General features: G+C 34.9%; 1 protein-coding gene. It reads left to right on the top strand.

Annotation, left to right across the window (positions count from 1 at the left end):
- Positions 1-449: 449 nt before the first annotated feature.
- A complete protein-coding gene (locus tag P378_RS17385) occupies positions 450-800 on the top strand; it encodes a hypothetical protein (RefSeq protein WP_143338542.1) in 351 nt (116 codons plus the stop codon).
- Positions 801-1,106 lie beyond the last annotated feature (306 nt).

Below are 1,106 nucleotides of genomic sequence, written 5' to 3'. Positions count from 1 at the left end.
CAAGGGCATAATAGATGCTGTTTTCAGAAACAAGGGGTCTGTTACTCCATTGCTCTAATACATCAATGTCGGTTATAGATAATTGACGTCCTTTTTGCTTTAACATATTAAATTAGCACTCCCTATCTGATGATAGGTATTTATTTCTACAAATATCTCTATTTTCCTTCCTGTTATGCTAAAAATATCTATTTTTGGTTATTATTGTTTGGAGTTTTTCAACAGTCTCCTAGGACTTAAATAAATCTAAAAATAGCCGCACCACCAGGTTGCGGCTATTTTTTAAAAGGAATATAAAGTATAATATAGTTAAATAATTCAAGGAAGACTGATATAATGAGATATTATAAAATAATGTTATTTTTGCTTTGTTTGATATTTATAACGGCTTGTAACTCAAGCATCCTACAGACGTTTCAATAGAAAAGCTAACCGTTGATTCAATGGTATTGTCTAAAAACCAGGATATAACAGAAGTTAATATAACAATAAGAAATGAAACAGGTTATGATTTTTTACCTTCTGGAGTATTTCTAAAGCCATATATCATGACTGAAACAAATGATAACACATATAAAAAAGAACCTACCCCAATACTTTTCGAGGCAGTACTCAATACTACTTCTGAAGATAAGAAATGTTTAACATATAAAGTGTTCTTGCCTAATAGTTTTTTACAACCATTACAGTTTTTAGAACAAAACTCTTTTGATATAGATATAAGAGGGTATTTCTTAAATCAAAAAGGCATAATCATAAGTTCAATATCTGGATACGGTGGAGTAATTGAAATCAAGTAGGGAGTAGTAATTTTGGGGAGTTTAAATTGGGAGTGTACAGGATTTTGTGTAGTGCGGCCGGGTAAGGTCGCTAAGTCTAGTGGGTGTAAGCCCCACCAGGGTAAAGCCTAACCAGCAGCCCTGTAGCCAGTTCTTGGAGGTTTTCAGGTAACTGAAAGCTTTAAGCGTAGAACGGCAAAATAGCGGGCCGAAAGCGAAAGCTGAAGTGATTGAGCTCCGAAATATGAATTGAGAATGGCCGATGTGGTTACACGCACAGAAGGCAACAACAGTATAGACGCTATGGTGAGTCTTTATGTCGCTCCG

The organism is Desulforamulus profundi, from assembly GCF_002607855.1.
This window is presented reverse-complemented; position numbering and strand designations above follow the sequence as displayed.